Consider the following 25,122-nt stretch of genomic DNA (forward strand, 5'->3'; position numbering starts at 1 on the left):
ATTAACTTTGCAAAATGATTTACAGATTTAGAGTCATATTAGATAATGACACCGAAGAAGATGTTTTCCGTGATTTAGAAATTCGTGAAACAGACACCATGGAAGATCTTCATAATATCATTACACAATCTTTTGGTTTTGATGGTATGGAAATGGCTTCTTTTTACATCAGTGATGATGAGTGGAACCAAGGTGAAGAGATTGCCATGTTTGATATGAGTGAAGCTGGCAATGAAGTTATGGTAATGGGCCAGACTATTATTAAAAATGTAGTGCATGAAGCTTCTCCGAAACTTATTTATGTTTATGATTTTCTAAGTATGTGGACCTTTTATGTAGAACTTGCTGAAATCGTAGATGAAGCGGACGGTACTGATTATCCAAACTTAATGTTTGTTCACGGACAAATACCTGATCAGGCTCCAGACAAAACCTTTGAAGCAGAATCTGATGATGCTTTTGATGAATTTGAAGATGATGTTGATGTGGATGATTATAGCGACTTAGACTTTGATGAAAATTGGAACTAACAGCTACAATCTACTAGTACTCACATTCTCATAATTTCGCTTCACAAAATCCAAAATAAATTTCACAATTTCACCCATTGATTCGCATTTTCTAAAATTTTTGTCATGTGAATAATTATAGATTTCTTCCTTTAAATTATTCACATTTTTTTTGTTTGAAATTTTATCAGACTGCATACAATTTAATAAGGCATTCAGTCTATTTCTGTAACTAATAATACGCTTAGCTACTATTGATCGTTCTTCAATTTTATATTGCTCAATAGATTCTTCCTGAATTTTACTTTGGACCATTTTTACCATCTTAAAGTTCTCTTTAAAAAACTGTGGCATATATATTTTTAATTTTCCTTCATAAGACTGCTGATCAAAATCTATTGCCCTAATCTTAAAAATAACCTGGTCAAAATCATGAATTGGTATAATAACATAATTATAAGAACGCATATCACCTAACAATGTAATTGTACAACGCTCATTAAACTTAATAAACTCTTTTGCTATTTGCGCCTTTTCCATTTCCGTGCGGTCATCCAAACTGTTTTTAATGAATTCATCACCAGGTATTCCGGCAATATGCTCTTCAATTAGTGTGTCCTCGCAAACCAAAAAATTAAGACTGTATGGTGATAACATGTGTTCTATTTCTAAGCCATAAATTCTCGAGGCATCAGCCTTTTTTACATAGAAATATGTATAGTTGTCATTAAGTATATTTCTAACCTTAATTCTAAATGGTTTAGAATTTCCGAATGTACAATAATCAATGGCATCTACATTGAGATATTTTAATATCCAGTCTCCACCATCAGAAACCAAATAAGAATACACTTTTTTTAAACTAAGATCAATTTCCTTTCTATCCGAATCGCTATAATAAACCCTTATCCAAAGCGTATCCTCGTCATTATCATCATAAACAATTACGGAACCTTGAAAACGTAATAAATCCGAATATAAAATAGGTAATTCTATGTTTCTCCTATACTCAGAGAGATACGCATTTAAGTTTTCAGATACAGGAAAAGAAGGTTTCTTCTTTGAAATTTTTATATCGTCTGCCATTAGCTAAATTTAATCCTTTTATTTAAATTTTGTAACAAAAAAATACTTCAATCGTCTTACCTTCATAACCAACTTTTACTGATGTTTTTTCAGTACTAAAATCAATCATACATTGGAACCAATCTTATCACTCAATAATCTTACTAAAAAATTCGGGTATTTAACGGCCGTTAAAGATTTAAGTTTCACTATTAACAAGGGGAATGTTTATGGCATACTTGGACCAAATGGTAGTGGTAAATCAACCACATTAGGCATAGTACTTAACGTAGTAAATAAAACAAGTGGAGACTTTCACTGGTTTGATGGAAATACATCAACCCATGATGCTTTAAAACAAGTTGGTGCCATTATAGAACGTCCAAATTTTTATCCTTATATGACTGCGGAACAAAACCTAAAATTGGTCTGTAAAATTAAGGGGGTGGATGAAAGTAAAATAGCAGAGAAATTAGAAGTTGTTGGTCTTTTTGATCGAAAAGATCATAAGTTCAGAACGTATTCTCTTGGTATGAAACAGCGTTTAGCCATAGCCTCTGCCCTTCTTAATGATCCTGAAATTTTAATTCTAGATGAACCCACAAACGGTTTGGATCCTCAAGGAATTCATCAGATACGCCAGATAATAAAGGACATTGCAAAAGACGGAACAACCATTTTATTAGCATCACACTTATTAGACGAAGTAGAGAAAGTATGTTCGCATGTTGTTGTACTAAGAAAGGGTGAGAAATTATATTCTGGTCGTGTAGATGAAATGATAAGCAGTCACGGGTTCTTTGAATTAAAATCAGAAAAACATGATGAGCTTTTCAATTTACTTGAAACTCATGAAAACTTTAGCAATGTAAAAGTTGAAGAAGACCTAATAACTGCATTTTTAAACGAACCAATGTCGGCCTCTGACTTTAATAAACTGATGTTTGAAAAAGGTATTACACTATCACATTTAGTTAAACGCAAAGAAAGCTTAGAAGAGCAGTTTTTACAATTAACCGACGACCAATAATCAATTAAAAAACAGCTTCAATTTAATTGAAGTAAACCAATCAAAATATGTTACGACTTATACAATTAGAACTACAAAAATTATGGCTTAATAAAGTGAGTCGTATCCTAATTTTTGTATCATTTATATTACCGTTTACCGTTTTAGTGTTATCCTCAATTAAGATAAATTTCTTTGGTTTTTTTACCTTAGAACTGGGTGAGTTAGGCATCTTTAACTTTCCAATAATTTGGCATATCACTACATTCTTTGCTTCGTACTTTAAGTTCTTTTTTGCTATTGTAGTTGTGAGTATGATTGGTAATGAATACAGTAATAAAACGCTTAAACAAAACCTCATTGATGGCCTAAGCAAGAAGGAATTCATATTGTCTAAGTTTTATACAATTGTATTCTTCTCAATATGTGCTACAGTCTTAATTGGTCTAGCCACGTTTTTAATTGGCCTATACTATTCTAGCTATACCGAAGCAGCTATTATATTTAGAGAAGTCGAGTTCTTATTAGCTTATTTTGTTAAACTTGTTGGTTTCTTTAGTTTGTGTTTATTCTTTGGAATGTTATTAAAACGCTCGGCTTTTGCATTAGGATTTTTATTTGTGTTGTACATATTTGAATGGTTAATATTTTGGGGAGCATATGAGGCGTTGGGAAGTGCTGACAGTGCGTTTAAGGTGAAGAACCTTTTACCCTTAGAGTCCATGTACAAACTAATAGATCAACCTATTCAACGAATAGTAATGACTAAGTTTCCAGAGAAAACAGACATTGCTTACGACTATGCTGTGCATTGGTATGAAATAGCTGTGGTTTTAGGCTGGACGGCGCTTTTTATCTTTTTATCCTATCGATTATTAAAAAAGAGAGATTTATAATATCTTTGATAGCTATTGCTATAAAAATCGACATACTAAAAACAAGAGTTTTTAAGTTCTTTTAATTAAATAGTATGTTATTGTGCCTTGCACACCAAAGATGTTATGAAGAGAATAAGTTTACTGTTTTTATTCCTATTTATTTACGCACCATTATTAGCTCAAAATGAAGCTTCCTTTTGGTACTTTGGCCAAAATGCAGGCGTTCGTTTTGATGCGGATTTGGGAACGGTAACAGCAGTTACTGATGGACAGTTAAGTACGTTGGAAGGCTGTACTTCCATTTCAGATGAGGATGGTAATTTATTGTTCTATTCTGATGGTAGTACAATATGGAACAGAAACCATCAAGTAATGCTTAATGGTACGGGTCTTAAAGGTGACGATTCAAGTACATCATCCGGTCTTATAGTCCCAAAACCCCAAGATTCTGATTTTTATTATTTATTCACAGTGGACGAACCACATCATAATAATACGTCAGCATTTCCTACTATGAGCGCTAATGATGGCATCAATGATGGTTTTATGTATTCAAGAATTAATATTCTAGATGATGGTGGATTAGGTGCTGTTGATGCAACAGAAAAAAACATTCCATTAGTAACATACGACCCAACGAATCAGCTTGAGAGTGAACTAAAATGTTCTGAAAAAATTACGGCTGTAAGAGCAGATGATTGTTCTTCATTTTGGGTCTTGACTCATTTTGGAGACACGTTTTATGCCTTTAAAATAGATGAAAATGGCGTAAATACTACTCCAGTAATATCTACAGTTGGACCAAATATTCCTATTGAAGGGTATAGACGAAATGCCTTGGGTTATTTAAAAGCCTCTCCTGATGGTACCAAACTTATTTCAGCAAATTTCGGAGAATCAACGATTCTTAGTGAAGATGCCGGTGGTGGAATTTATTTATTTGATTTTAATAATGATACAGGAGTTGTCTCAAATCCATTAGAAATTTATAGTGCCCAGAATAATAATAGTCCATATGGTGTAGAATTCTCGGCAGAAAATAGAAAAGCATACGCCACTATTGGTTTTGGGCCTGGTGGTGGTGGTACTAGCCAAGTTCTTCAATGGGATTTAGAAAGTGCTGATATCCCTAATTCTCTGCAAGTTATACACACATCAAACACAATTAGTGCAGGTGCATTACAACTTGGTATAGATAGAAGAATATACAGAGCACAATTCAGCTTTGTAGGCGACAATAATGTTTCTCGTTACTTAGGTGTAATTGAAAACCCAGAAGCAGATGGAAATAATGTAATATATAATGAGCAAGGTGTGTTTTTAAGTACAAATCCCGTTGGTCTAAATACAAGTAGGATCGGATTACCACCTTTTATTCAGTCATTATTTAATTCTCAAACCGATATTATAAGAAATGGTATTAGTACAACAGAGCTGAGACTATGTACAGGAGATTCTTACACATTACAAGCAGACGATTTACCTGGTGCTGATTATTTATGGTCTTTCGATGGTACACCAATAGCAGGAAATAACCAACCGCTTTTATTTGTAGACACACCTGGTTTCTATGAGGTTTTTATAGAACCTAATAATGGAGAATGTCCAATTGAAGGAAGTGCCGTGGTTGGTATTTTTGAGATTCCTGTTGCAAACCCATTAACTGATGTAACATTGTGCGATGACAATGTAAATGATGGTGTTACGGCATTTACATTTAATAATAAAGATCAAGAGGCCTTGCTTGGTCAAGATCCTAATAGATTTATTGTAGGTTATTATGAATCATTAGAAGACGCTACGAACAAGGAAAATCAAATTGCTTTACCCTACAACAATATTTCTAACCCACAAACTATATACGTGAGGGTGGATAATATAAATAATGCCAATTGTTTTGATATAAATACTTTTGAAATTGAAGTATTTGACACACCACAGATTGCAAACATTAATGACGAAATTTTCTGCGATAGTTTTGGAGACCCAACAGATGGCATTGCAGAAATTGATCTCAATAGTTTAATTCCAGATGTCCTTGGCTCTCAAGATAGTTCTCAAATAAATGTCACATTTCACACAACTCAAAATGATGCAGACATGGGAAATGCACCAGTCCCATTAAGTTACGTAAATTCTCAACCCTTCAATGAAACAATATTTATAAGAGCTGAAAACACATTAAATACCGCATGTTTTAGAACAAGAGGATTCAATTTAATTGTTAATCCTATCCCAGAAGCCAACGATGTATCGGTATTGCAGTGCGATGAGGATGGCATACCCGAAGGCTTTACCGTTTTCAACATCAACCAACTCCTCGACGATATTACGGGTGGCAACCCTCAGGTAAATGTGGATTACTATCTCTCCCAAGCGGATGCAGATACGGAATCCAACCCTATAGACGGCGATGCCTTTGAGAACTTTGTCAACCCACAGGTAATCATTGCCCGTGTTACCAATCCTTCCACAGGATGTTTCGATTTCTGCGAGGTATCTTTGGAGGTAAGCCTAACCGAAACTAACGATGCCAGCCTCACCGCATGCGACGACGATGGACAGGAAGACGGTTTTACAAGCTTTCAGCTATCCGATGCGGACGGTGTTGTACTTGCCGGTACTCCGGTAGGACTTGACGTGGTCTATTACCAAACCTATGACGATGCCCTTGTGGAGAACAATCCATTGGGAAGCACATTTACCAATACCGTGGCATACAACCAGACCATTTACGCAAGGGTAGAAAATAACAACGTCTGCTTCGGTATCAGCGAAGTAGAGTTAACCGTCTTCGAACTTCCAAATATCGAGACACAGGCAGAAACACTATACTGCCTCAACTTCTTCCCGGAGACCATTGTTTTGGATGGAGGAGTTATAAACGACTCACCTAGCAACTACAGCTACGACTGGTCAACAGGAGAGAACACTACAACCATTGAAGTAAACCAGCCCGGAACCTATACGGTACGCGTAACCAACGCGAACGGCTGTTTCAAGGACAGGACCATTAGCGTACTGCCATCAAACATCGCAACCATTACGGACATAGAGGTAATAGATGCTACAAGGAACAATTCCATCACCGTTTTTGTCTCCGGAGAGGGCGACTATGAATATGCACTTGACAACATCAACGGCCCATACCAGGTAAGCAACCTGTTCACCGATGTCCAGCCAGGGCTATATACCATTTATGTAAGGGACAGGAACAACTGCGGCATTGCCGAAGAACTGGTCTCAGTCATCGGCTTCCCAAAGTACTTTACGCCAAACGGCGACGACAAGAACGATTTCTGGCAGGTCTATGGCATCACCGAACAGTTCCAGGCCAATTCAAGGATCCTGATTTTTGACAGGTACGGAAAGCTCATAAAAGAACTAGACCCCTTGGGACCGGGTTGGGACGGAACATTCAACGGAAACAAAATGCCTACATCTGACTATTGGTTCAGGGTTAAACTCCAAGATGGCAGAACCTTTACACAACACTTCACATTAAAGCGATAAAAAATATGTAACTTAGTTATACCAAACTATCGTTCTTGAAACCGATTCAATACATAATGATTTTGCTTTTGTTTGGTGTATCTATCCCCCTATTTGCACAAGATGTAACCCTTTTTCAGCAATTTAACGGAAGGTACGATTATACAGCAATTGGAAACACATTAAACGTATTTGAAAATGGCCCAGGAACTCCATGTACCATTCAATCTTCATCGTCTGCAACCTTAAACTTATTACCAAGTCAAAACATTGTAGCCGCTTATTTATATTGGGCTGGGTCTGGTACTGGTGATTTCAATATTTTATTAAATGGTGAAGCGATAACAGCAGATCGTACCTTTAGTGACGCATTAGATGAAAACCGAATCTTTTTTGCAGCTTTTACCGATATTACTGAGCTAATTATTTCACAAGGAAACTCAAATTATACAGTATCAGATTTCAATCTTTCCGGTATAATTTCACCCTATTGTCCTACAGGAACAAATTTCGGTGGGTGGGCAATTACGGTTATTTATGAAGACCAAAATTTACCTCTAAATCAACTAAATGTTTATGATGGCTTACAAAGTGTACCAACTATCCTAAATATAACATTAGACAATCTTAATGTACTAGATAATGAAGATGCCAAAATTGGATTTATTGCATGGGAAGGTGATCGCTCATTAGCGGTTAATGAACAACTCACAATCAATGGCAATGTGATTAGTAACTTACCTTTAAATCCAGCTAATAATGCATTCAATGGCACAAATTCTTTTACAGGTGCAATGGACCTCTATAATATGGATATTGATGTTTATAATATCCAAGACAACATTTCCATAGGAGATACTTCTGCATCGATAACCCTTACATCTGGGCAAGATTTTGTTATGATAAATAATATTATCACTGTACTCAACAGTCAATTACCTGATGCTACATTGAGTATAGATGGTAGCATTGTGAACTGTGGTGATAATAGTGTAGAATTGTTTTATACTGTAAATAATTTTAATAGTACAGCGATTCTACCAGCTAATACTCCCATTGCATTTTATCTAGATGGTTTATTAATTGGACAAAGTCAAACAGTAAACGATATTCAAATAAATGAAAGCGAGAGTAACTCTACAATAATAACAATACCTGAAGGAACTGATTCGGATTTAACCATAATAGGCATTGTTGATGATGATGGCACTATGAATGGCATTATTACTGAAACTAATGAGGATAATAACATCACATTTGAGGATATTGAATTACTCATTATTCCTGATATCATTGAATTACCAGAGTTAATTGAGTGCAATGAAGGCCTTGAAATTTCAACCTTTAACTTATTTGAAGCACTGGAATCATTAGACTATAATGAGGAGGACGTTTCTTTTTTCAAGGACTTAGATGATTTAGAAAACCAATCCAATGAAATTCTTATTCCTACCAACTACAATAATGTCTCAGCTCCTGATGTCGTCTATGTAAGGTTATCTAGTCCTCCATGTTATGAGGTTTATCAATTCAATTTGAATATCGAGAATTGTCCGCCAACAATACCAAATGGATTTTCACCTAATGACGACAATGCTAATGATTGGTTTAATATACAAGGGCTATATGATATATTCACTGAACATGAACTCTTGATATTTAATAGATATGGTGATCTGATCTTCAAAGGTAATAATGATAAACCATGGTCTGGTGTTGTAAATGATGGCATAAATGCGAACGGAAATATTGTACCTGTTGGCACCTACTATTATGTTCTCAATTTAAATGACCCAAATTTTGAATCTTTTGTAGGTTGGGTCTATGTCAACTATTAAAACGAATAAGAATTAATGAGACTCTTTTTCCTTCTTTAAATTCTAAAATTGAAATAAACAGACCATTTGGCTAAGATTCCCTCTTTATTCAAGAGAAATATGTTAACGTTTTATGTATTTCATCGTATTTTTTTGTATTTTATCTAATTTAAATCTAAATTTCCGCGCACATTAAAGGTAGAATTAAGTATTGGCCCCAAACTAGTCTAATTACACTTTTAGCTTAACCGAAATATATGGACCGCATTAACCGCATTATCCTCATCCTTTTTTGTACTATAAGTACAATAAATTTTGCACAACAAATAACTGTAGACAATTCTGTTTCACCACAGAGCTTAGTTGAAAATACTCTTATTCAGGGTTGTGTCGAGGTTTCTAACATATCATCTCCAATAAATGGTAGCGTTTCAGGTTTAGGAAGCTATGGTTATTTTGAAAGGGCTGGATCTTCTTTTCCATTTGAAAATGGTATTGTACTTACAACAGGTAATGCACTTTCCGCAGGAAATGGACAAAATAATGCAGTACTAAATGAAGGTGATGATGCATGGACAACAGATGTAGATCTTGAAACAGCATTAGGTATTACAGGCACATTAAATGCAACTTCAATTGAATTTGATTTTGTTTCAATATCAAATCAAATTCAATTTAATTATATACTTGCCTCAGAAGAATACTTTGGTAATTTCCCATGTCAATATTCGGATGGTTTTGCACTTTTGATTAGAGAAGCTGGTAGTGGGAATCCTTACACCAATATTGCATTAGTTCCTGGTACATCTACTCCTGTAAATACAAATACTGTGCATGATGAGATCGTTGGTTTTTGTGATGCCTCAAATGGTCAATACTTTGAAGGTTATAATCTTGGTGACACTAACTATAACGGAAGAACAACTGTAATGACCGCAATTGCTTCTATACAGCCTAATGTTCAATATCAGATTAAACTTGTAATTGCAGATCAAACTGATGAAAATTACGATTCTGCAGTTTTTATCGAAGGAAGTAGTTTTAATGCATCTGTTGATTTAGGTGATGATATTGAAACATGTGCTAGTAGCATATTACTGAATGGAGATATTCAAAACTCTCAGGCAACCTATACTTGGTTTTTTAATAATGCCCTTATCCCTGGCGCAAACTCACCAACCTTTGATGCTGTTCAATCAGGTAATTACAGTGTAGAAATTGAAATACCACTTCCAAATGGTGTTTGTATCATTGAAGATGATGTCAATATTACATTAAGCAATACGCAGTCGTCTGAACCAATTTCACATTATGAAATTTGTGATGACATAAGCAATGACGGAATAGAAACATTTGATTTAAGCACAAAAGATTCTGAAGTTTTTGGATCAGTTCCCACAGGAAACTATAGTATATCATATCACCTTACTGGTGCTGATGCTGTAAATGGAAATAATGCAATTTCAGGATCAATTCAAAATTCATCTAATCCTCAATCAATTTTTGTGAGGATTGAGGATGTGGATAATGGTTGTCTTGCGTTTTCTGACTTTAATTTGGTAGTCAATGAATTGCCAAACATTATTGATCCTACTCCTTTAGATGTTTGTGACGACCAAACTGCAGATGGATATACCACGATCGATTTAAGCGTCAAAGACAATGAAATCACTAATGGACAAAACAACTTAGTAGTTACTTATCATAGTACTGCCAATGATGCTTCAAATAGCATTAATCCATTACCTATGCCATACGTTAATACGAATACGAATGAAACAGTTTATGTTAGTGTACAAAATCCTCAAACAGGTTGTTTAAGCACGACTTCTTTAGACATAAGTGTATTAGATAATCCTGTTATTAATACTGACGATCACTACATTGACGCATGTGATCCAGATCATGATGGGTTTTCAGAATTTGACTTATCTACAATAATTCCTGAAGTATTGGAAGGATTAACTGATATCACTGTTACATTTCATGAAACTTATGAGGACGCAATATCTGGAATAAACCCAATTAACAATAGCACTAACTATGATAATATTGATCAAAATGTTCAGATTGTTTTTATTAGAGTAGAAAGCAATGCTACAGGTTGTGCTTCAATAACTCCAATAGAATTACACACCAATTTATTATTAACTGGAACGAATATTAGAGATTTCTCCCAATGTGATGTAGATAATGATAGTTCAGAAGAATTTGATATGATCAATGTAGCAGATGGAATTATTAATGACCTAGAAGATGTTACGGTGCAATTTTATGTAACAGAAGACGATAGAGATAATGGTATAAATGCTATTGACCAGTCTGTGCCATTCATTCCTTCTAGTAATCCACAAACTATTTATTTGGCACTAGAAAGTGCAACATGTCAGGATGTAGCAGAAATTCAACTTATACTAGTGCCTGTACAAGAATTTGATCCAATTCCTAGTCAAACAGTATGTGATGAAAATCAAGACGGTTTTACAACAATTAATTTGTCTCAATTTGACAATCAAGTAACTCAAGGTCAGACTAATTTTGGTGTAACTTATTACTTATCTCAAAGTGATGCAAGGTCCAATACTAATCCTTTAGCAAATTTTTATACAAACACATCAAATCCATTTACAGTATATACAAGAATTCAGTCATTAGACACAGGATGTCATGATATTAATAATTTTGAAATTACAGTCTTAGAAGCACCTATTACTACTGCGCCATCTCCTATTATAATTTGTGATGAAAACCAGGACGCATTTTCAATTGTTAACTTAAACAATGTAATTTCTGAAGTTGTAAGCGACACCAATGACCGAGCAATCAGTTTTCATAATAGTCAACAGAATGCAGATAACGGAACAAATGCAATTAACAATACGGCAACATACAATGCAGAAACAGAATCAATATTCGTCAGAGTTGAAAATACAATTACGGGTTGTCATTCAGTTGAGACGCTGTCAATAATTGTAAACACTCTTCCTGTTTTTAACCCAATTAGCAATTATAAGATTTGTGAAGACAGTAGCGATGGAATAGGGGATTTTATCTTCAATACAAAAGACACAGAAATCCTCAATGGCCAAACGGGTAAACAAGTTTTATATTATCTAAACCAGAATGATGCAGATAATCGTGTTAATGCAATTAACAAAAATTCAATCTATCAAAATACAAGCAACCCACAAACAATTTTTGCTAGAGTAGAAAACCTAACTGATCAAGATTGTTATGGTACTGCAAGTTTTATAATCGAGGTAGGAACTAATCCTACTTACAACATACCAACAGATTGGTTTGTATGTGATGACATATCAAATGATGGATTTGAAACTTTCGATTTTTCTACTAAAATCAATGAAATTACTCAAGGTATTCCAGATAATTTAAATGTTACTTTTTATACTACTCAATTTAACGCTGAAAATGGACTAAATCCATTACCAGAACAATTTACAAATACAGTTAATCCACAGCAGATTTATGTTCAAATAGATAATGGTACAATTTGTAATTCTATCACATCATTTGAAGTAAATGTGATTCAAGTACCTGAGGTCAATCCTTCGCAACCTATCGTACAATGTGATACCAATTATGATGGATCGACCACTTTTGATTTGACAGTTGCTGAATTTGATATACTAGATGTTAGACAAGATAATATTGAAATATCATATTTTAGATCATTAACGGATGTTGAAAATCATACAAATGAAATTGCAGATCCTGAAAATTTCACTAATAACAACAATCCACAAACTGTTTACTTAAAGGTTACGAATACAATCTCAAACTGTTACGTAGCAGTACCTATAGAATTAGTTGTTTACCTACCACCTGTAGTAAATGATTTTCAGGTATATGATATTTGTGAAAATAACACTAATAGTTTTGATCTAAATGAAATAAACTCTGTTATTACTGATTCTAACTTCAATGTAGAGTTTAGTTACTATTCCAATGCAATTGATGCCGAATCAGAATCAAATCCACTAGATACAGATTATGTTTATCAAACGAACTTTGATACAATATTTGCTAGAGTTGCATTTACAACAACCCACTGTTATGCCATTTATGAGTTTAATTTAAATGTTAACCCTTCACCTTCAGTAAGTCAACTTAATGACTTAGTTGCATGTGATGATGATTTTGATGGACTACTAGAGTTTGACCTAACTTTTCAAAATAACGATATACTTGGCCTACTTAATCCTTCTCAATACACCATAAGCTATTTTAATACCGAAGATGATGCAAATAGTAACACCTCATCCGTGGATACAGATTATATTGCCTTCGATGGTGAAGTAATCTATGTAAGGCTTGAAAATAACAACACAGGGTGTTTTACTGTTGATCAATTCTCTGTCGTAATAAATCCTCTACCAGTATTAGATATTCCAGACCAAGTAATTTGTTTGGATGATCTTCCTCTAATTGTTTCAGCAAATACAAACGTTGGAAATGATCAATACTTATGGTCAACAGGAGAAACTACTCCAGAAATACAGATTGATAATGTTGGTACATATTGGGTAACAGTAACAACTACCTTTGGTTGTGAAAACACACAAGTTTTTAATGTATCTGAATCTGAAGCCGCCAATATTGAATTTACTGAAACTGTTGATTTCTCAGATCCTAATAACATTACAATTACCGTAAGTGGTATTGGAGATTATTTATATCAATTAGATGATTTTGAGCCACAAGAATCGAACATTTTTGAAAATGTCGGCCTAGGTTATCATACCATTACCGTAATAGATCTTAACGGTTGTTCTGAAGTAACCGAAGAAGTTATTGTTATAGACGCACCAAAACACATGACGCCAAATAACGATGGTGATTTTGACACATGGCATATTGTTGGTATTGAGACATTACCTGGAAGTACAGTTTACATTTTTGACCGTTACGGTAAACTTCTCAAACAACTAGGATCAAGCACTCCAGGATGGGACGGAACTTATAACGGAAATAAAATGCCTTCAAGTGATTATTGGTTTGTTGCAAAAATTCAACAAGGCAATGAAGCCTTTGAAGTTAAAGGTCATTTTTCACTAAGACGATAATTCATTTTTATCATTTTCTAAAACGTGAAAGCCACTAATTAAAATCATCCTTTTCCTTTCATTTTCTTATCTTTAACTCCAAAAAAGAAGGATAAAGAACTCTCTTTATTGCTATTATTTTAGGAAGATATCTTAATGAAAAAGAAAAGTGCATACATATTTCTCTTCTTTTTTGCGCACTTATTTGTAGGTTTTGCGCAGCAAATTACTACAGATAATTCACTTCAACTTCAACAACTAATAGACAACCTCGTTGGTGAAAGTTGTGTATTAACCTCTAACGTTTCCTCAAATATAAATGGTCAAGTAAATAACATAAACAGCTATGGATTCTTCGAAAGAGGATCATCCAACTTTCCACTTTCCAGTGGTCTTATTTTATCTACTGGGAGCGTCAATTCTGCAGGCAATTCATTTATTCCGCAATCATTAAGTGAAGGAGAATTAAATTGGGAAACTGACCCTGATGTGTTAAATGTATTAGGAATTGACCAAACATTAAATGCAACCTCCATAGAATTTGATTTAGTAGCATCTAATAGTTTTATTGCCTTTAAATATTTATTTGCATCTGAGGAGTACCAACAAGATTATCCCTGTAATTTTAGGGATGTTTTTGCTATTTTGGTTAAGCCAGCAAACACAGATGATCCATATACCAATATTGCATTAGTACCCAACACACTTACTGAGATAAGTACTAGTACAATCAGACCAGCAATCGATGGTTTTTGTGAAGCACAAAACGAACCTTATTTCTTGGGTTACGATCCCGTAGGTTCAAATTTTAATGCCAGTTCAACAGTTTTGACAGCCTCAACCAATGTTGTTCCTGGAGAGACATATCATGTAAAGTTCGTAATCGCAGATCATATTGATCAGCGCTTTGATTCTGCAGTATTCATTGAAGCAGATAGCTTTGGTGATGCTATAGATTTAGGTCCAGATCAAGCAGTTTGTGGTAATGCACTAACTTTAGAAGCAAATATTAATAATAATCAGGCAGATTATGCATGGTACCAAAATGGTTCTATAATAAATGGTGCAAATGAGGATTCATTACTAATTACTGAAAGTGGCATTTATGATGTAGAAATCACATTACCTATCGAAGGAGGTACATGTACCCTAAGCGATTCTATTGAAATTGAAGTTCTAGGATTTGATCAGGCAGAACCAATCTCAGAAATGGTTGTATGTGATCCTGCGCCAAGCGATGGGATTTATGATTTTGATTTCACTGTAAGAAATGATGAGATTTATGATAATTTACCATCTACCAATTATGTCATTACCTACTTCACATCACTCGAAGATGCAGAAAACAATAACAGCCCTATAAATGGTATTTATCAAAATTCTGAAGATTTTGAAACCATTTACTACAGAATAGAAAGTTTAGACGACAGTTGTCTTCAAATTGGTACTTTCGACATTATGGTAAAGTCAGCACCAAATACTCTAGAAATTGAACCAATTATAGTATGTGAGGAATTATATATACCATCAATATCTGCAGTTGATTTTGAGTTTTATGATTTTTGGGTTGCTAATTATGAATTTAACAGAACAGTTACCTTTCACTATACAGAAGAAGAAGCTCAATTAGCGGAAAACGCAATTCCGTCACCTTACCCTTACCCTACTCAAACTGAAGTGCTCTATGCCAGGGTTGTAGATGATTTTAATGCTTGCCATTCTGTAGTGCCTTTTACCATGGAGTTTAACGAAAGTCCTTATGTTGGAGACGAAAGAATTATTATTAATAAATGCACAGCAATTGATGAGAATTACAATATAGTCGAAGAAACTTTTTATTTAAATGATGCCATTGACCAAATACGAGAATGGATACCCGATCCTAGAGTGAACTTTTTCCCTTCAGCAGAGGATGCACTTTCACAAACCAATGCTTTTCTATTTGTTGGAGATCCTATAATTACCCTTTCAAATCCGGAACTTACAATTTATATGACTGTTGCAGAACAAGGCGGATATTGCACCTCAGTAGTTCCCTTAGAACTTCATAAAAATGTTACATATAATATATTAGGTGACAATGCAGTTGTTAACCGGTGTGATGATCCCTCAAATGATGGTATTTATGATTTTGACATAGCAAATGTTACGGAAGAATTATTAGATAATTACGGTGATATAACTTTAACCTATTATTTAAGTGAAGAAGACCAGCTAAATGATGTTAACCAGGTAAACCCGAATGTTCCTTTTAATGTGAACACTCAAGATACTCAGTTATATATCAGAATAAATTATAATAACGAGTGCTCTGAATACTCCTCAGTTACTCTAAGGCTGAACGATGTCCCAACGTTAGAACCGCGTTCTGCTGATGCCTGTGGGAACTATAATCCCGAGGATGGTACCACAACAATTAACCTGAGATATTATAGAGATATAATGGTTCAGAATACACCTTCGCCTCAAGTAAAATTTTATCAATCATTTGACGATGCAAATAATGATGAAAATGAAATTACACAAACTTATAATGTTGCTGGTAACTCACAGCAGTTTTTTGCAAGAGTAATTAATGGTAATACTGGTTGTTATTGGATTACTACATTAGATATAAATATTGTTGAAAGTCTAAATTTTCAATCCCCTGATCCTATAATTGTTTGTGATGAAGATCAGGACGGCTTTACAACTCTGAATCTCTTAGATGTATTACCTTCAATTTCTTCTGGTTTAGATGAGTTTTCAATTGCCTTTTACACATCTTTTGATGATGCGTATGGCGACCGTAATGAAATTACTAATCCTACAAATTATAACTCTGAAACTCAAAATATTTATGTGAGATTAGAGCGTCCAAATTTAAATTGTTTTGCCATTGTAGATTTTGAAGTTAGGGTATTTGACAATCCACAAGTTGAACCTTTACCAGATTTTATAAGTTGCCAATTAGACATAAACGAAGATGCTAATTTTATTTTTGAAGAACGTGAAACAGGAATAATAAACGGACAGGTAGGAATGGAGGTTTTTTATTTTGAAAGTGAAGCTGATGCACTAAGCAATACAAACGCAATTGATAAATCGATACCTTATCAAAACATCTCTAATCCTCAAACAATTTATGTAAGAATTGAAAATGAAAACCAAAACACATGTGCTGCAATAGCCCCAATGTTAATTGAGGTAAGGCAGGCACCAATTTATAATATGCCTTCAGATATACCAGTTTGTGGAACAAATGGAAATGGACCATATTTAATAAATTTAAACGAAAAAATTGCTGAAATAAATAATGGTAGTCCGAATGATTTAAACATTACTTTTCATACAACAGAATTGAATGCATATCTTGGTACTAATTCTGTAAATCTCTCATACACTAGTACAAGTAATCCCGAAAAACTATATGTAAGAATAGAAAACAACGAATCTGGATGTTATAATATTGAAACTTTTAGTATTAATATTTTAGACCTTCCAGATGTTAATTTCAATCAATCGTTAACACAATGTGCCAATTATAATAATACCAACTTGGAATGGGATTTAACAGATATAGAATTAGACATTCTCGACGGAAGACAGTACAATGTTGCTTTTGAGTATTATAGATCTGAAAATGATGCCGAAAATGAGACTAACACAATATTATCACCCGAACAATATATAAATACAAATGAAGGTGAAACCATTTATGTGAAGGTTAGGAATTTATCTACCGGATGTTTTATTATTGTTCCTTTTGATCTTAACATTAACTTACCTCCTCAGGTCAATGATATTCAGAATTTCGATATCTGCGAAAATGAATCGAATGCAGTTAATTTGGAAGATATAAATGATCTTTTAGTTGATTTCAATTTCAATGTAAATATCTCATATCATACCAATGTAAATGATGCTGACGCAAATGAAAATCCATTAGACTATAACTATATCTATTCAAATACGGTAGAATCTATATATGCGAGAATATCTTTTAGTACAACCAAATGTTATATTGTTTATCCCTTTACATTAAATGTAACAACTAACCCAATAGCATACCAACCTAATGATATTATAGAATGTGATGAAGATACAGACGGACTTCAAATAGTTGATCTTACATCTCAAACTGCAAGTATCCTTAACGGACAGGACCAAAACCAATTTACCGTTAGCTATCATACAACGGAAGATGAGGCAACTCAAAACCTAAATAGTTTAGAATCTGAATATTTAGCTACAAATGAAGATTATATTTTTGCAAGATTGGAAAATGATCTTACGGGATGTTTTGATGTAACCAGTTTTCAAATAATTTTAAATGAAATACCTTTTGTCTCAATTGAGGATCAAGTTTTATGCTTAAACAATTCACCTTTATTAGTATCAGCTGAAACCAATAATCCTGGTGACACTTATTTGTGGTCTACTAATGCCACGACGTCAAGTATTGAAATAGATGATATTGGAAGTTATTCTGTTACTGTAACCAATACCTTTGGATGTCAAAATACAAGTACTTTCAATGTTACCCAGTCTGAATCTGCAATCATTGATTTTGTTGAAACTATCGATTTTTCAGATCCAAATAATATTACCATTACAATTAATGGTATTGGTGATTATATGTATATTTTAAACAATGGTGTTCCTCAATTTTCAAATGTATTTAATGATGTTCCTATTGGTTACAATACTATTACAGTAATTGATAGAAACGGTTGTGACCGTACGACCAGAGAAGTATTAGTAATTGATACACCAAAACACCTTACACCAAATAATGATGGCGATTTTGATACATGGCATATCACAGGCGTTGCAACACTTCCCGGAACAAAAGTCCAGATTTTTGATCGTTTTGGTAAAGTAATTAAATTGTTAGACCACACTTCAATAGGATGGGATGGTACTTTTAACGGTATGCCTCTGCCAGCAGGCGATTATTGGTATATAGCTGATGTTGTACAAGACGGTGTAACCTTCCAAATTAAAGGACATTTTGCGCTTAGGCGATAATTGATTTAGAGCCTTCTTTATCGTAACTTTGCGCTATGCGTTTTACAATTGAATCAGATTTTAAACCAACTGGAGATCAGCCTGAAGCTATTAAACAATTGGCTAATGGAATTAACCAAAATGAAAAATACCAAACATTACTTGGTGTAACCGGTTCTGGTAAGACTTTTACCGTTGCAAATGTTATTGAAGAGGTACAAAGACCAACACTAGTTCTTGCGCACAACAAAACATTGGCAGCACAATTGTATTCGGAGTTTAAACAGTTTTTTCCAAATAATGCTGTCGAATACTTTGTTTCTTATTATGACTATTACCAACCCGAAGCATATATTCCTGTTTCCGGTGTTTATATAGAAAAAGATCTTTCAATTAATGAGGAGATTGAGAAAATGAGATTAAGCACTACCTCTTCGCTCCTATCTGGGCGCAGAGATGTATTGGTTGTTGCTTCAGTATCTTGTCTTTATGGTATTGGAAACCCAGTTGAATTTCAAAAAAATGTTATCACTTTAAAACGTGATCAAGTCATCTCAAGAACAAAACTACTTCACCAACTTGTACAAAGTTTATATTCTCGTACAGAAGCAGATTTTAAAAATGGAAACTTTAGAATTAAGGGAGATACAGTAGACGTATTTCCAGGATATTCTAATAATGCGTTTAGAATTCACTTTTTTGGAGATGAAATAGAAGAAATTGAAGCATTTGATGTTTTAACCAATGAGGTGATTGAGCGTTATGATAGATTAAACATCTATCCCGCAAATATGTTTGTAACCTCGCCAGATGTTTTACAAAATGCAATTATTGAAATTCAAGACGATCTAGTAAAACAGCACGATTATTTTAAAGATATAGGTAAACACCTTGAAGCAAAACGATTAAAAGAACGTACGGAATTTGATCTAGAAATGATTAGAGAATTAGGATACTGTTCGGGAATTGAAAACTATTCTAGATACCTAGATGGACGAGCTCCTGGTACTAGACCGTTTTGCTTATTGGATTATTTTCCTGAGGATTATTTAATGGTTGTTGATGAGAGTCATGTTACAATTTCACAAGTACATGCCATGTATGGTGGAGATAGAAGTCGCAAAGAAAACTTAGTAGAATATGGTTTTAGACTGCCTGCTGCCATGGACAACAGACCATTGAAATTTGAAGAATTTGAAGCATTGCAAAATCAGGTTATTTATGTAAGTGCTACACCTGCTGATTACGAAATGCAAAAGACTGGTGGTGTTTATGTAGAACAGGTAATTAGACCGACAGGACTATTAGATCCTATTATTGAAGTCCGACCAAGTTTAAATCAAATTGATGATTTAATTGAGGAAATACAGAACCGTGTTGATAAAGACGAGCGTACTTTAGTAACTACGCTTACAAAAAGAATGGCAGAAGAGCTCGTTAAATATTTAACAAGAATATCTATAAGATGCCGCTATATACATAGTGATGTTGACACTTTAGAACGTGTAGAAATAATGCAAGATTTACGAAAAGGTCTATTTGATGTCTTAGTTGGTGTTAATCTACTGAGAGAGGGTCTAGATTTACCTGAGGTTTCTTTAGTCGCTATTTTAGATGCTGATAAAGAAGGGTTTTTGCGTTCAAATAGATCATTAACACAAACTGTTGGGAGAGCTGCTAGAAATTTAAATGGAATGGCAATTATGTATGCTGATAAAATTACGAACAGCATGCAAAAAACAATTGACGAAACCAATTATAGAAGAGAAAAACAAATTGCCTATAATACTGCAAACAATATCACACCTAAGGCATTAAATAAAAGTTTGGATAGTGCTCTTGCCAAAAATTCGGTAAGTACATATAAAACCGAATTAGAAGCAAAATTAGCGGCAGAACCAGAAAGTGAATATTTAACTAAGAGTCAGTTAGAAAAGAAAATAAGGGAAAAACGAAAGCAAATGGAACAAGCTGCCAAAGCTCTTGATTTTATGGAAGCAGCACGTTTCAGAGATGAAATTACGGCTTATCAAGAAAAACTTGAAAAACTAAAGGTTAAATAAAATCTTAATTATACTGTACCTTAAATATATCTATTAAAAAGTCTGGTGGTACAATCTTATTTGGAAAACTATCCATTAAATCCAATACTCTATTAATTGATTCATGGCTTAATCCCATGCGAAGACCAAAATTATGAATCTTTACCAATTGTTTGTTAGAAACTTTATGGTCTAGGTTCATTAATAAAACGAGTCTGTGAAATTGCACGATACGTTCACTATGAGATTTAAGGTGAACATAAGTAACAGGATGTCGAAATAAATATTCAAAATCTTCTTTTGAAATATCTAGTTGCCTAGCTATACTTAGCAAGAAGTTATATTCAATAGTCTTTATATTGTCGTCCGTCTGAGCGAATGCAATCATCTCAGAAAGTAGGCTTAATTTTTCAGCTCGGTTAATCATTATAGAGGGATTATATTAACAATGTAAAGTTAAAGAGGTAAGATAATTTGTTGTCGTGGATATAGTGTATCTTGTCGAAAAATTATGTGTACTTAGTCGTGTTTTTTACACGTTCATCATTTTAAATCTTAACTATAGCATGCCATTCAAGCGTTTTTTGATATTTTTTTCTTTAGTTTTTTTGATGAATATTAATGGTCAAAGTACTGCTTCTAAACAAGTTATCACCTTTACAATTGAAACACCTCAATTAGATACTGTTAAAAAAATCTGGTTGTATCTACCAAAAGATTATGAAAATTCTAAAAAAGCATATCCAGTGATTTATATGCACGATGCTCAAAATTTATTTGATGATAAAACTTCGTATATTGGTGAATGGCAAGTTGATGAGTACTTGGATTCACTAGCAACCAATGAAAGTATAATAGTAGGTATAGAGCATGGAGGGGAAAAGCGAATTGATGAATTGACACCTTATACACACGAAAAATATGGCGGTGGAAAAGGTAACTACTATCTATCATTTATAAAAAACACATTGAAACCACATATTGACAAAAACTACAGAACACTTTCACAACCTAACCATACTACTTTGTTTGGTTCATCTCTAGGAGGATTGATTTCATTTTATGGAGTTATAAAATATCCCAAAACATTTAGTAAAGCCGGTATTTTTTCATCGGCATTTTGGATAAATCCTGAAGTTTTTGAACTCGTTGAAAATTCAGACATACCAAAAACAAGTAAGTTTTATTTTCTAGTAGGCACTGCAGAAGGAGAATCAATGGTTCCGAATCAAAAGAAAATGATCGATCTTCTCATCTCTAAAGGTGTTAATGAAGATAGTATTTCAAATAACATTATTACAAATGGTGAGCATAATGAAAAGTTTTGGTCAAATTATTTCGGAGAGGCATACCAATGGCTTTATAAAACAAATTAAAAATTAAAATTAATGACTAATAATGACATTTTTAAAAAACTTAGAGTAGCTCACAAATTGAGAGATGATGATATTGTGAAAATTTTGGCTTTGGTTGATTTTAGAATATCAAAAAGCGAATTAAATGCCTTCTTCAGAAGAGAAGATCATCCAAAATACATGGAGTGTGGCGACCAAATATTAAGAAATTTTCTTAATGGATTAATCATTCATTTAAGGGGCCCAATGCCAAAAAAGCAAAAAAAGTAACCTGAAATTATGAAGTTCATAAAAATGGACTTTGAATTTTTCAATTAAGAAATAAGCATCTACATTGCAGTACCTTTAAACGGTTCAATACATGTTTGAAACAACTGGCAATATTGCTTCAAAGCGGACTTTTACAGCTCAGGAAATTAAGGTTTTAAATGATACCTATAAACCGCTCACTGCGAGACAACGTATTGAGAAATTGTACCATGATTTTCAGACAACAGATGTAATGCTTACTAGCTCATTTGCTGCAACTTCAGCATTTCTTTTAAAGCTGGTCTCTGATGTTAACCTCAAACAAGAAGTATTTTTTATAGATACTGGTTATCATTTTGAAGAAACTTTGAAGTACAAAAAAACACTAGAGGAGAAATACAAATTAAATGTCACTTCTATTTCGGCAATAAAAGAAGAACATGCCTTTACTACCAAAGATCAAACTTGGAGCAAAAATCCGGATTTTTGTTGTTCAATTAATAAAGTAAGACCTCTAGATGGTATTAAAGCTGAATATAATATTTGGATGTCTGGATTAATGGAATGGCAAAGTGACCATAGATCAAGCTTAAATATTTTTGAACAGCGTGGTAACATTTTAAAATTCTACCCCCTTTTAGATATTTCTAAGGAATTTCGTGATGCATATATCAAGGAACATAAATTACCTTTTCATCCATTAGTCGCAAAAGGATATCACTCCATTGGTTGTACACATTGTACCGTTTCTGGTGAAGATAGAAGCGGACGTTGGAACAATAACCCAAAGACCGAATGTGGTTTACATTTATAAAAAAAGCGCCTCAAATAAGGCGCTTCTTTAAATTTTACTAATTATTAATAGTCTGTATTAATAATTTTCACCGGTACCTTAAAAGACCTATTATTACCAATTGCCTCTTTAGATAACTTCTTATAGTTTAAGCGATACTTAATGTAATTCTCTACATTTTCGTGAGTTGTATCAACATTTAATACAACCATTTCATTGTCTTCATTAATAACTAAATCTACAATGGCATAAACTTCAGAACTAATCTGTAAGTCAGGGTTCTTGAGTAATTCTCCTACAGTTTGAGTTACTGTTTGTGGTTCAACATCTTTGACCGGGTTTGTACTTGCTGAAAGTACAGAGCTAAACGTAATTGCTACGGCTAGCACAAACATTTTTAATGCTTTCATAATTTTCGTTTTTATAAGATTGATACTTAATAGACTGAAGGAATTATATTATGTTACAGGTCTTAACACTGTTTAACGTTGATTAGGAGAACATTAACATTAGAGCAAAAAAAAGCACCTATTATATAGGTGCTTAATATTTATAATTAAAATAACTTTATGATAGGACTTCTTGAACCTTATCTGCAGCTTCTTGAAACTCAGTAGCACTCAAAACGTCTAAACCAGAATTATCAATCAGTTCTTTCGCAATATCTGCATTAGTACCTTGCAACCTAACAATAATAGGCACATTGATATTCCCTAAATTTTTATATGCATCTATAACGCCTTGTGCTACTCTATCACAACGTACAATGCCTCCAAATATGTTTATTAATATGGCTTTTACATTAGGATCTTTTAAAATGATCTTAAATGCAGCTTCAACTCTAGATGCGTCTGCAGTTCCTCCAACATCAAGAAAGTTTGCTGGCTCACCACCAGAATGCTTAATCAAATCCATTGTTGCCATTGCAAGACCAGCACCATTAACCATACATCCTACATTGCCATCTAAGTCAACATAGTTTAATCCTAAAGAACCAGCTTCAACTTCAATTGGATTTTCTTCACGTAAATCTCTTAATTCAGCTAAATCTCTATGTCTGTACAAAGCATTGTCATCTAAAGTAACTTTAGAATCTACAGCCAAAATCTTGTCATCACTTGTCTTAAGGACTGGGTTTATCTCAAATAAAGATGCATCAGACTTAACATAAGCAGTATATAATGCTGTAACAAATTTTGTCATTTCTTTAAATGCTGTACCTGATAATCCTAAATTAAACGCAACACGCCTTGCCTGAAATGGCAGAATTCCTACCGCAGGATCAATTTCTTCTGTGAAAATTAAATGAGGTGTTTCCTCTGCAACCTGTTCAATATCCATTCCTCCTTCTGTAGAATACATTATCATATTTCTGCCAACTCCACGATTCAAAAGAACCGACATATAATATTCTTCTGGTTCGCTATCACCGGGATAGTACACGTCTTCAGCAACAAGAACCTGATGAACCTTTTTACCTTCAGCAGATGTCTGAGGAGTAACTAAATTCATACCTATAATATTGCCTGCTATTTCTTCTACTTCTTGTAAATTTTTAGCAAGTTTTACTCCACCGCCTTTACCGCGTCCACCTGCATGAACTTGGGCTTTTATTACATGCCATGAAGTTCCTGTTTCTGCAGTTAGTTGTTTTGCAGCATCAACTGCCTCATTGGCGCTATGTGCTACAATACCTCGTTGTATACGTACACCAAAACTGTTTAGCAATTCTTTTCCTTGATATTCGTGTAAATTCATTTGTTATCAGAAATTTATTTCAAGGCACAAAAATAAGGAACCTAAAACGTTTCTCAAATTAATTTACCCAATGATTAGTCAAGGATTTGAAAATGAATTTTTA

15 protein-coding genes are annotated in these 25,122 nt (G+C 33.8%); 11 read left to right on the forward strand and 4 right to left on the reverse strand.

Translation table 11 applies throughout. From position 1 onward, the window contains the following. Nucleotides 1-14 precede the first annotated feature (14 nt). Entirely contained in the window at nucleotides 15-530 is a 516-nt protein-coding gene (locus LBV24_RS09955; RefSeq protein WP_224478499.1) for a plasmid pRiA4b ORF-3 family protein, read from the forward strand. 3 nt (nucleotides 531-533) lie between these two features. On the opposite strand, the gene LBV24_RS09960 is transcribed toward LBV24_RS09955, so the two are convergent. Continuing rightward, the gene (locus LBV24_RS09960; protein WP_224478500.1) at nucleotides 534-1,595 is read right to left on the reverse strand and encodes a hypothetical protein; all 1,062 of its coding nucleotides are present in this window, start codon (nucleotides 1,593-1,595) and stop codon (nucleotides 534-536) included. A gap of 112 nt (nucleotides 1,596-1,707) precedes the next feature. Here LBV24_RS09960 and LBV24_RS09965 point away from each other — a divergent pair, with 112 nt between their 5' ends. From LBV24_RS09965 to uvrB, 7 genes are all read left to right on the forward strand, one after another. Further along, on the forward strand, nucleotides 1,708-2,604 hold the full coding sequence (locus LBV24_RS09965; protein ID WP_224478501.1) for an ABC transporter ATP-binding protein: 897 nt from the start codon (nucleotides 1,708-1,710) through the stop codon (nucleotides 2,602-2,604). Between the two features lie 47 nt (nucleotides 2,605-2,651). Further along, on the forward strand, nucleotides 2,652-3,479 hold the full coding sequence (locus tag LBV24_RS09970; protein ID WP_224478502.1) for an ABC transporter permease: 828 nt from the start codon (nucleotides 2,652-2,654) through the stop codon (nucleotides 3,477-3,479). Between the two features lie 105 nt (nucleotides 3,480-3,584). Further along, nucleotides 3,585-6,974, forward strand: coding sequence for a T9SS type B sorting domain-containing protein (locus LBV24_RS09975; RefSeq protein WP_224478503.1), 3,390 nt, complete (start codon nucleotides 3,585-3,587; stop codon nucleotides 6,972-6,974). 35 nt (nucleotides 6,975-7,009) lie between these two features. Next, nucleotides 7,010-8,791 carry a gliding motility-associated C-terminal domain-containing protein gene (locus LBV24_RS09980; protein ID WP_224478504.1) on the forward strand — a complete coding sequence of 594 codons (1,782 nt, stop codon included), beginning with the start codon at nucleotides 7,010-7,012 and terminating at the stop codon, nucleotides 8,789-8,791. Between the two features lie 236 nt (nucleotides 8,792-9,027). After that, nucleotides 9,028-13,854, forward strand: coding sequence for a T9SS type B sorting domain-containing protein (locus tag LBV24_RS09985; protein ID WP_224478505.1), 4,827 nt, complete (start codon nucleotides 9,028-9,030; stop codon nucleotides 13,852-13,854). A gap of 135 nt (nucleotides 13,855-13,989) precedes the next feature. Beyond that, complete coding sequence (locus tag LBV24_RS09990) at nucleotides 13,990-18,843, forward strand: T9SS type B sorting domain-containing protein (RefSeq protein ID WP_224478506.1); 4,854 nt, start codon at nucleotides 13,990-13,992, stop codon at nucleotides 18,841-18,843. Nucleotides 18,844-18,878: 35 nt separating this feature from the next. After that, nucleotides 18,879-20,885, forward strand: coding sequence for an excinuclease ABC subunit UvrB (uvrB, locus tag LBV24_RS09995; RefSeq protein WP_224478507.1), 2,007 nt, complete (start codon nucleotides 18,879-18,881; stop codon nucleotides 20,883-20,885). Between the two features lie 4 nt (nucleotides 20,886-20,889). On the opposite strand, the gene LBV24_RS10000 is transcribed toward uvrB, so the two are convergent. Beyond that, nucleotides 20,890-21,291: a TerB family tellurite resistance protein gene (locus LBV24_RS10000; RefSeq protein ID WP_224478508.1), complete on the reverse strand. Its 402-nt coding sequence runs from the start codon at nucleotides 21,289-21,291 to the stop codon at nucleotides 20,890-20,892. A 184-nt stretch (nucleotides 21,292-21,475) separates the two neighbouring features. Between LBV24_RS10000 and LBV24_RS10005 the strand changes: the two genes are divergently transcribed. The 3 genes from LBV24_RS10005 (at nucleotide 21,476) to LBV24_RS10015 (ending at nucleotide 23,282) form a co-directional block, all read left to right on the forward strand. Continuing rightward, nucleotides 21,476-22,240, forward strand: a complete 765-nt coding sequence (locus LBV24_RS10005; RefSeq protein ID WP_224478509.1) for an alpha/beta hydrolase — start codon at nucleotides 21,476-21,478, stop codon at nucleotides 22,238-22,240. 12 nt (nucleotides 22,241-22,252) lie between these two features. Beyond that, complete coding sequence (locus LBV24_RS10010) at nucleotides 22,253-22,489, forward strand: DUF1456 family protein (RefSeq protein ID WP_114299582.1); 237 nt, start codon at nucleotides 22,253-22,255, stop codon at nucleotides 22,487-22,489. A 91-nt stretch (nucleotides 22,490-22,580) separates the two neighbouring features. Further along, complete coding sequence (locus LBV24_RS10015) at nucleotides 22,581-23,282, forward strand: phosphoadenylyl-sulfate reductase (RefSeq protein ID WP_224478510.1); 702 nt, start codon at nucleotides 22,581-22,583, stop codon at nucleotides 23,280-23,282. Between the two features lie 44 nt (nucleotides 23,283-23,326). On the opposite strand, the gene LBV24_RS10020 is transcribed toward LBV24_RS10015, so the two are convergent. Both LBV24_RS10020 and sucC read right to left on the reverse strand, forming a co-directional pair. Continuing rightward, the gene (locus LBV24_RS10020; protein ID WP_224478511.1) at nucleotides 23,327-23,671 is read right to left on the reverse strand and encodes a hypothetical protein; all 345 of its coding nucleotides are present in this window, start codon (nucleotides 23,669-23,671) and stop codon (nucleotides 23,327-23,329) included. A gap of 157 nt (nucleotides 23,672-23,828) precedes the next feature. Further along, a complete protein-coding gene (gene sucC, locus LBV24_RS10025; RefSeq protein ID WP_224478512.1) occupies nucleotides 23,829-25,019 on the reverse strand; it encodes an ADP-forming succinate--CoA ligase subunit beta in 1,191 nt (396 codons plus the stop codon). Between the last annotated feature and the right edge of the window lie 103 nt (nucleotides 25,020-25,122).

The sequence above is a fragment of the Winogradskyella vincentii genome, assembly GCF_020166345.1.
GTDB lineage: Bacteria > Bacteroidota > Bacteroidia > Flavobacteriales > Flavobacteriaceae > Winogradskyella > Winogradskyella vincentii.

Bases quoted from the DNA above. Each gene is read 5' to 3' on its own strand.
- LBV24_RS09955 (WP_224478499.1), top strand. From the start codon at position 15: ATGATTTACAGATTTAGAGTCATATTAGATAATGACACCGAAGAAGAT.
- LBV24_RS09960 (WP_224478500.1), bottom strand. From the start codon at position 1,595: ATGGCAGACGATATAAAAATTTCAAAGAAGAAACCTTCTTTTCCTGTA.
- LBV24_RS09970 (WP_224478502.1), top strand. From the start codon at position 2,652: ATGTTACGACTTATACAATTAGAACTACAAAAATTATGGCTTAATAAA.
- LBV24_RS09975 (WP_224478503.1), top strand. From the start codon at position 3,585: ATGAAGAGAATAAGTTTACTGTTTTTATTCCTATTTATTTACGCACCA.
- LBV24_RS09985 (WP_224478505.1), top strand. From the start codon at position 9,028: ATGGACCGCATTAACCGCATTATCCTCATCCTTTTTTGTACTATAAGT.
- LBV24_RS09990 (WP_224478506.1), top strand. From the start codon at position 13,990: ATGAAAAAGAAAAGTGCATACATATTTCTCTTCTTTTTTGCGCACTTA.
- uvrB (WP_224478507.1), top strand. From the start codon at position 18,879: ATGCGTTTTACAATTGAATCAGATTTTAAACCAACTGGAGATCAGCCT.
- LBV24_RS10000 (WP_224478508.1), bottom strand. From the start codon at position 21,291: ATGATTAACCGAGCTGAAAAATTAAGCCTACTTTCTGAGATGATTGCA.
- LBV24_RS10005 (WP_224478509.1), top strand. From the start codon at position 21,476: ATGAATATTAATGGTCAAAGTACTGCTTCTAAACAAGTTATCACCTTT.
- LBV24_RS10010 (WP_114299582.1), top strand. From the start codon at position 22,253: ATGACTAATAATGACATTTTTAAAAAACTTAGAGTAGCTCACAAATTG.
- LBV24_RS10015 (WP_224478510.1), top strand. From the start codon at position 22,581: ATGTTTGAAACAACTGGCAATATTGCTTCAAAGCGGACTTTTACAGCT.
- LBV24_RS10020 (WP_224478511.1), bottom strand. From the start codon at position 23,671: ATGAAAGCATTAAAAATGTTTGTGCTAGCCGTAGCAATTACGTTTAGC.
- sucC (WP_224478512.1), bottom strand. From the start codon at position 25,019: ATGAATTTACACGAATATCAAGGAAAAGAATTGCTAAACAGTTTTGGT.